Source organism: Roseateles sp. (assembly GCF_044373315.1).
GTDB lineage: Bacteria > Pseudomonadota > Gammaproteobacteria > Burkholderiales > Burkholderiaceae_C > JACDQM01.
On record NZ_JBILQK010000133.1, the window covers coordinates 1 to 7,195 of the forward strand.

Sequence of the window (7,195 nt, forward strand, 5' to 3'; positions counted from 1 at the left end):
CCTGGTTCGACAAACTGGGCTTGCCCAGGCTCTCATAACCTCAAGCGCTCGAACCGCCTGGTGCGGACCCGCATGCCCGGTGGTGTGGGAGGGGTGGAGTCGATAATGGCTCACCCCTATCCCGATGGTGCATGCTTCACCGTGCTGCGGCGCGCGGTCTCACTTCAGGCTGGATGGTAGGCACCCAAGATGCGTGGCCCGGCCGCGCCAGTGACTGCGGGAAGATTGCCGCTCAGATGTGCGCAGTGGCGCTGGGCCAGCCAGGCAAAGGCGGCGGCCTCGACTTGCATGGCCGGCAGGCCTTGTGAATCCGTGCCTTGCACCGAGAAGGCCGGAAGAAGTGCTTTCAGCCGACGCATCAATTGCAAGTTCAGGGCGCCCCCTCCGCAGACCAGCAGATCGCCTTGAGCGGGGCCGTAATCCCGGATGCTGTCACTGATGCAGCGGGCGGTCAGTTCAAGCAGGGTGGCTTGCACATCGCGAGCGGCAGCGCCTGATGAATGCGCGAGCCTGTGAAGGCTCAGCCACTCGGCGTTGAACAAGTCGCGCCCGGTGCTGCGTGGCGGGGCCTGACAGAAGTACGGCTCATCCAGCATGGCGGTCAGTAGATCCGGCAAGACCCGGCCGCTGGCCGCCCAGTCGCCACCGGCATCGTAGGCGCGCCCGTGATGCTGATGAATCCAAGCATCCATCAGGCAGTTGCCCGGCCCGCAGTCGAAACCTGCGATCTGTCCGTCCGGCCCCAGCAGGCTGATGTTGCTGATGCCGCCGACATTCAGCACCGCGACATGCTGCTTGGCGCGAGAGAAGAGCGAGGCGTGGAAGGCTGGCACCAAGGGCGCTCCTTGTCCGCCGGCGGCGACATCGCGACTGCGCAAGTCGCAGACTACAGGGATGCCGCTCAACTCCGCCAGCAAGGCGCCGTTGAGCAACTGCAGGGTATAGCCGACGCCATCGAACTCTCCCGGCCGATGTCGGATGGTCTGACCATGGGCGCCAAGAGCGCGGATCTGTGCTGCGGCATGCCCGCTGTGGGCAAGCAATCGCTGCACGGTGTCCGCATAGCTGCGTGCCATGGCGTTGGCCGCCAGCGCGCAGCGGTGCGCCTCATCGGGGCCAGGGCTGTTCAGGGCCAGCAATTCGCCGCGTAGCGGCTCCGGGAAAGGGATGAACTGATGCGCCAGCACTTCCATCGTCCGGTTGTTCGGACCCGGGAAGCTCGCCAGCACGGCGTCGATGCCATCCAGCGATGTGCCCGACATCAGGCCGATGTACAGCTCAGCGCTCATCGCAGCGCTCATGCAGGCTGCCTCTGTCAATCAGCGCCGCTGACACCCACGCCGATGGACTCTGCCACCGCCAGCTGGCTCTTGATGCTGGCCACGGTTTGCTGGAACTGTGCTTTGGCCGAGGCAGGCAGGACAACGGCTTCGGATGCACGGGCAATCACGCGCGGGTCCTGGTGCTGGCCCTTAACGCGGAATTCGAAGTGCAAATGCGGCCCGGTCGCCCAGCCGGTGGCGCCGACGGCCCCGACACGTTGCCCTTGATCGATGCGCTGTCCCTTCTTGACGTCGATGCGGCTCAGGTGCGCATAGACCGTCTGACGATCGCCCGAATGGCGGATGTACACGACATTGCCGAAACCGTTCTGCCAGCCAGCAAATTCCACCAGGCCATCGCCGACGCTGCGCACAGGCGTGCCAGTGGGGGCGCCGTAATCCACACCCAGGTGGGCGCGCCACTTCTGCAGGATGGGGTGGAAGCGCATCGCGAAACCTGAGGTCACGCGCGAGAATTCCATCGGGCTGGCAAGAAAGGCGCGGCGCTTGCTCTGGCCGTCGAAGCCGTAGTAGCCGCCCTTGGTGCCTGCGTCCTTGTACCAGACCGCAGCATGGCTGCGGCCGTTGTTGACGAACTCGGCCGCAACGACGCGGCCAGCCGACTGGCCCCAGTTGATGGGTTCGCCGTCTGCGGTCATCGACTCGAAGACCACTGAGAACCGATCACCTTTGCGGAGCTCGCGGTGGAAGTCGATGTCCCCCGAGAACATATCTGCCATCTGCGATGCGATGGCGTCGGGGATGCCGGCTTCATCAGTCGCAGCGAACAGGGAGGTCTTGATCAGTCCGCTGCCCAGCAGGACTTGCGGCGTCAGCGGGGCCGTTTCAAGCTTGGCGCTGAAAGTTTGGCCATTGCGTGTGATGCTCAGGCGGCTGAAGTGCGTGGTCTGCTGATCGCTGAGCTCGGCCGGAAACCGGGCCACCAAGCCCTGGACCTTGCCGGACGGATCGGCGCTGAGCTGCACCAGCTTGCCCGCGCGGCCCTGCAGCACGCGGCGGGCGACGGGGTCATTGCGCAGGAAGAGCGCGGCGGCCGGGTCGAATGCGCCCAGGCGTTGCAGCAAAGTGTCAGCGGTATCGCTGCTTCGCGTCTGATCGTTGCGAACCAGCGAGAGCTTGTGCAGGGCCAGCTCATTGAGCTGATCTTCCAGGTTCTGCAGTACCAGAGGTTCGCTGATCGTGTAGCGTGGCAGATCGGCCGCATTGGGTGCAAGCGGCGCGATACCGAAAGCGGTCACAGCGAAGCCGCTGAGCAGGCCGACGACGGTCCCGGTCAAGGCTTTGGGGTGTCGTGCGGCGAAAGCTTCGGCCTTGGCCAAACCCTGCTTCAGTTCAAGTTTCCAGTCAGTCACGCTCAAGAATGCCCGGGGCTTTTGGGTATCGCTGCCGGGCGCCGGGCCTGGCTGCTGGATCACGGACGCTGGTGGGCGTCCACTCGAATCAAGCGCCTGCTACCGCTCAGCCCGAGGGCCGTGTCCGGTTGCAAAGCAAGGGCGAGTATAACGAGGCGAAGGCTGAGTCAACGCCTAGAAAACCCGACAAATCAAGGCTTTACGCAGGGCGGGGGGCGACTTTTGACTCACTCCTGTCCGAATCGCGAACACCCATCGTGTCAGCTGCCGCTGCACCGCCCCATCCGGTCACTGATCGGGTGAGAGGCGTCATGCCCACCTTCTGGGAGGGAAGGAAGCGAAGAGCTGCTGCCCCAGGCCGATGGGGACTCACTGAGCTGGCCGGTTCCGAGAACAGCCAGTTCGCGCTGCCGGTCGGCAAGCGCAAGTTCGCGGGGGACGCTGAGCTGACTTCGCTCGATCCTGGAACGAGGCAGAAGCGGGAGGCCTCGGCGCCTCCCATGTTTATTGCAGCGGGGGGCTGTACCAGCTCAGGGCTTGACCGGTCGCGGATAGGGGCCGGGCTTGGGCGTCTGCAGCGGCCGCTCAGCCATGGTGCGGCGCAGATGGGCGATCGCCGCCTCCAGCTGCGCGTCGGCTCCCAGGAAGCTGGCGCGCGGCGGGTTGTCCACCTCGATGTCCGGCTTGACACCCACGCCTTCGATCAGAAAGCGGCCCTGGGGATCCATCTGTCCGGTCTCGGCGGCACGCATGATGCCGTTGTCCATCAGCCGGTTGCGGTCCGACAGCCAGACGCCAGCGCCCGAAGTCTGGCGACCGATGGTCGGCCCCAGGCCCAGGCGCTTGAAGCCCTCGGCAAAGGTCTCGCCGTCGGAGTAGGTGTTCTCGTTGATCAGCACCGCCAGATGACCGCGGAAGACCTGCTGCATATTGGCGTAGGGCGGCGCAGCTTCGGGTGAGCGGCGCTGCCAGAAGGCCCAGGCGCGGCGCAGCAGCTTTTCCAGAACCCAGCTGTCGATATTGCCGCCGCCGTTGAAGCGCACATCGATGATCAGGCCCTCGCGGTCGATCTGCGCGTAGAACTCCCGTGCGAAGTCGGCGATATCGTCCGGGCCCATCGCACGCAGATGCAGATAGCCGATGCGCCCGCCGCTGGCCTCCTGCACGGTGCGGGCACGCGACTGGCGCCAGTCGTTATAGCGCAGCTGCGCGTCGCGCCGCTGGGGCACAGGCGTGACGATACGCTGCAGCGTCTTGCCCTCTGCACTGCGCAGCTCCAGCAGCACCTGCTTGCCGGCCTGGCCGCGCAGCAGTTCGGCCAGATGCGGCGCTTCGGCGGCGCGGCGGCCGTTGACGGCAGTGATCACGTCACCCGCCTGCAGCTCCAGGCCGGCCGCCGCCAGCGGCGAGGCTTCAGACGGAAGTTCCGGATCGCTGGCATAGATTCGCTCGATGCGCCAACCCTCGGCCACGCGGCTGAAGCGCGCACCCAGGCCGGCCAAGCCGGGTTCTTCAGGGCCGGCGCGCACATCGCCCGCACCGATCTGGCTGTGCAGCGCGCCGAGTTCGCTGACCATCTGCGCCATCAGCTCGGCCAAGTCGCCACGGCTGCTGACGCGCTCCACCAGCGGCTCGTACTTGGCTCGCACCGCCTGCCAGTCCACGCCATGCATGGCCTTGTCGTAGAAATGATCGCGCTGCATGCGCCAGGCATCGGTGAACATCTGGCGCCACTCGGCGCGCGGCTGGGTGGCGATCTGCCAGTCGCTCCAGCGCACCTGGAACTTCGGCAGTTCGGCCGGCAGCTTGGGTGCGGCATCGACGATCAGGATCTCCGGCGCCGCGCCGGCATTGCCGCCGCGCACCAGCATCAGCTTCTTGCCGTCGGCGCTGAGCTCGTAGCTGCGTACATCGCCGGACACGGTCTCGGCATTGCTGCCCTGGTTGTCGATGGCCAGGGTCTTGAGGCTGGTCTTGCGGTCCTGGTCGAGCTCCAGCCACCACAGGCGCTTGCCATCGGTGCGCAGTGCGCTGTAGTTGCCTGCGGCAAGCGGCACCTGATACAGGCGTCCTGCCAGGCCGGCCTGAACGAGGGCGGGCTTGGTGTCGCCCTTCGGCTCGGGTTTCGCCGTGCCTTTCGCCGCATCAGGCTTGGCTTCCACCTTGGCCTCTGCCTTGGCTTCGGGCTTGTTGTCCGGCTTGGCATCGGTTACGTCCAGCTCGCTCTTGGCAGCGAAGGGAAAGCGTTGACCAGGCTGCAGCGCCAAAGCAAAGAGCTGGCCGCGGCGGTCGAAGTAGGGACCCATATTGCGGTCACCCCAGGGGCCGCTGCGGCCCGAAACGACGAAGTTCCGGTTCGAGATGAAATAGAGCCAACGGCCGTCGGGGCTGAAGGCGGGCGAGTCGCTGTCGTAGCGGTCGCTGGTCAGCGCTGGCAGCACCTTGTCCTCGGCCAGGCTGTAGAGCACGATCTGGCTGCGGTTGCTGTTGCGCATCGGCTGCGTCCAGGCCAGATGCCGGCTGTCGGGGGCCCAACTCAGGCTGCTGATGTCAGCCGCCAGCTTGTCCTGCGCAATCTGGCGCGTGCTGGGCTTGGGGCTGGCGCGCAGGTCGGTCAGGAACAGCCGGCCCTCCTTGTCGCCGTGGGCCAGCCAGCGGCCGTCCGGCGAGGGCAGCAGCGACAGACGCTGGGACTGGCCGCCCTGGGTGATCTGTTCCGGCTGGCTCAGGCCGTTGGCTGCGAAGCGCCAGATCTCCTGTTCACCACTGAAATCGCAGATCGCAAACACCTGCTTGCTGTCGGCGCTGAAGTCGGCCTGCTTGCAGCGGCCATCGGCCGGCTGTGGCAGCTCGGCGCGGCGCAGGTTGCCCGCGCCTTGTGTTGCCAGGCGGCCGCGGCTGCCCAGCAGCACGCGCTCGCCATTCGGCGCAAAGGCGGTGTCGGTCAGGAAGTCCTGCGGCTTCTTGATCCAGCGCTCACGCTGCTGGTCGAAATCGCCTCCCAGGCGGATGTCGAGCTTGCGGGGGCTGTCGCCGGCAGTGGCGAGATCGAGCGTGTAGAGATCTGCGCCCAGCGCGTAGAGCACACGCTGTCCATCCAGCGCGGCGTGGCGGATGTCCCAGCCCTTGTGCCGGCTGTGCTGGCGCAAGTCCTGCCCCCGGCTGTCGACCGACCAGACGTTGACGCTGCCGTCGCGGTCCGACAGGAAGGCGACGCGCTCGCCGCCAGCGCTGCGATAGGGCATGGGCCGGCGGTCGTTATTGCCTTCGGCCAGCAGCGGGCGCGCCTCGGCCTGGCTGCTCAGGTCCAGCGCCCAGAGGCGCGAGATGGCGCCACCGCGGTACTGCCGCGCGTTGTCGCCGCTCAGGCCGTTGCGTGTGAAGTACAGCGTTTTGCCGTCGGCGCTGAGCGCGCCGTCGCTGGCCTGGCCGACCGGCAGTGCACGCCGATTCAGGGTCTTGGGATCGATGGCGAACAGCTGGCCGCCGGGCAGCGCCTCCAGGCTGCTGAAGATCACCTCGCCGGCGCTGCTGAAGCCCCAGACGCGCATGCCGCCACCTTCCCAGCTCAGGCGCTTGGGCACGCCGCCAGCCATGGGCATCAGGTAGAGCTCGGTGCCGCCGTCGTACTGCGCGGTGAAGGCCAGCCACTGGCCGTCGGCCGAGATCGCCGGCCAGGCTTCGGCGCCGGGATGGGTGGTCAGGCGAGTGGCCTCGCCGCCGGCCAGGCCGACGCGCCAGAGGTCGCCCTCGGCCACAAACACGGCGTGCTGGCCGTTGATCGCGGGCTGGCGGTAGAAGCCGGCCTGGTTGGCAGCTGCGAGTGCGGGCAGCGCACAAAGCGCAAGCGCCCAGGCGGCCTGGGTGAACGGGGGGTTGATCATCAAAGCGTCTCCGGTCGAGTCGCACGGCGCGAGCTGGCCGCACGGCGGGTTCGTGGCCCGGGGCGCATTCTGCCCGTTAGCGGGAATCTGGCTCGTTCGTCACGCCGGTGCTGACATGGCCCGAGGGCACATGGGCCGCCGCGCTGTGGATATGGCCGACCTGGTCGTCGAAGAAGAAATCCGGCTCGAACTCGCGCAGGAACTCGCCCTTGGCCAGGCCGCCGAGGAACATCGCTTCGTCCACCTCGATCTGCCAGTCCATCAGCGTGCGGATGGCGCGCTCATGCGCGGGTGCGCTGCGGGCGGTGACGAGCGCGGTGCGCACCCGCATCGCTTCGCTGGGCTGGCGCTGCAGCCCATGCAGGGCTTCGAGCACCGGCTTGAAAGGCCCGGGCGGCAGCGGCGTGTTGGCGCGTGCCGTCTCGTGGGCCTGAAAGGCGTTCAGCCCTTCGCGCTGGTAGACCTGCTCGGCCTCGTCGGAGAACAGCACCGCATCGCCGTCGAAGGCAATGCGCAGCTCGAAGGGATGGGCGCTGGAGGCGCGCGCCGACAGCGGAAACACCCGTGCTGCCGCCACGCCGGCCGCCAGCGCCGAGCGCACATCGTCCTCGTTGAC

Annotated in this window: 4 protein-coding genes; all 4 read right to left on the bottom strand. The window is 67.1% G+C overall.

Translation table 11 applies throughout. The annotated features are described in order from the left end of the window. Positions 1–164: 164 nt before the first annotated feature. Positions 165–1,289, bottom strand: coding sequence for an anhydro-N-acetylmuramic acid kinase (locus ACIQ67_RS18550; protein WP_397535859.1), 1,125 nt, complete (start codon positions 1,287–1,289; stop codon positions 165–167). Positions 1,290–1,315: 26 nt separating this feature from the next. After that, entirely contained in the window at positions 1,316–2,695 is a 1,380-nt protein-coding gene (locus ACIQ67_RS18555; RefSeq protein ID WP_397535860.1) for a peptidoglycan DD-metalloendopeptidase family protein, read from the bottom strand. Between the two features lie 530 nt (positions 2,696–3,225). Continuing rightward, positions 3,226–6,579, bottom strand: a complete 3,354-nt coding sequence (locus tag ACIQ67_RS18560) for a S41 family peptidase (RefSeq protein WP_397535861.1) — start codon at positions 6,577–6,579, stop codon at positions 3,226–3,228. A gap of 76 nt (positions 6,580–6,655) precedes the next feature. Continuing rightward, on the bottom strand, positions 6,656–7,195 hold a 540-nt coding region (locus ACIQ67_RS18565; RefSeq protein WP_397535862.1), incomplete at its 5' end, for a 5'-nucleotidase.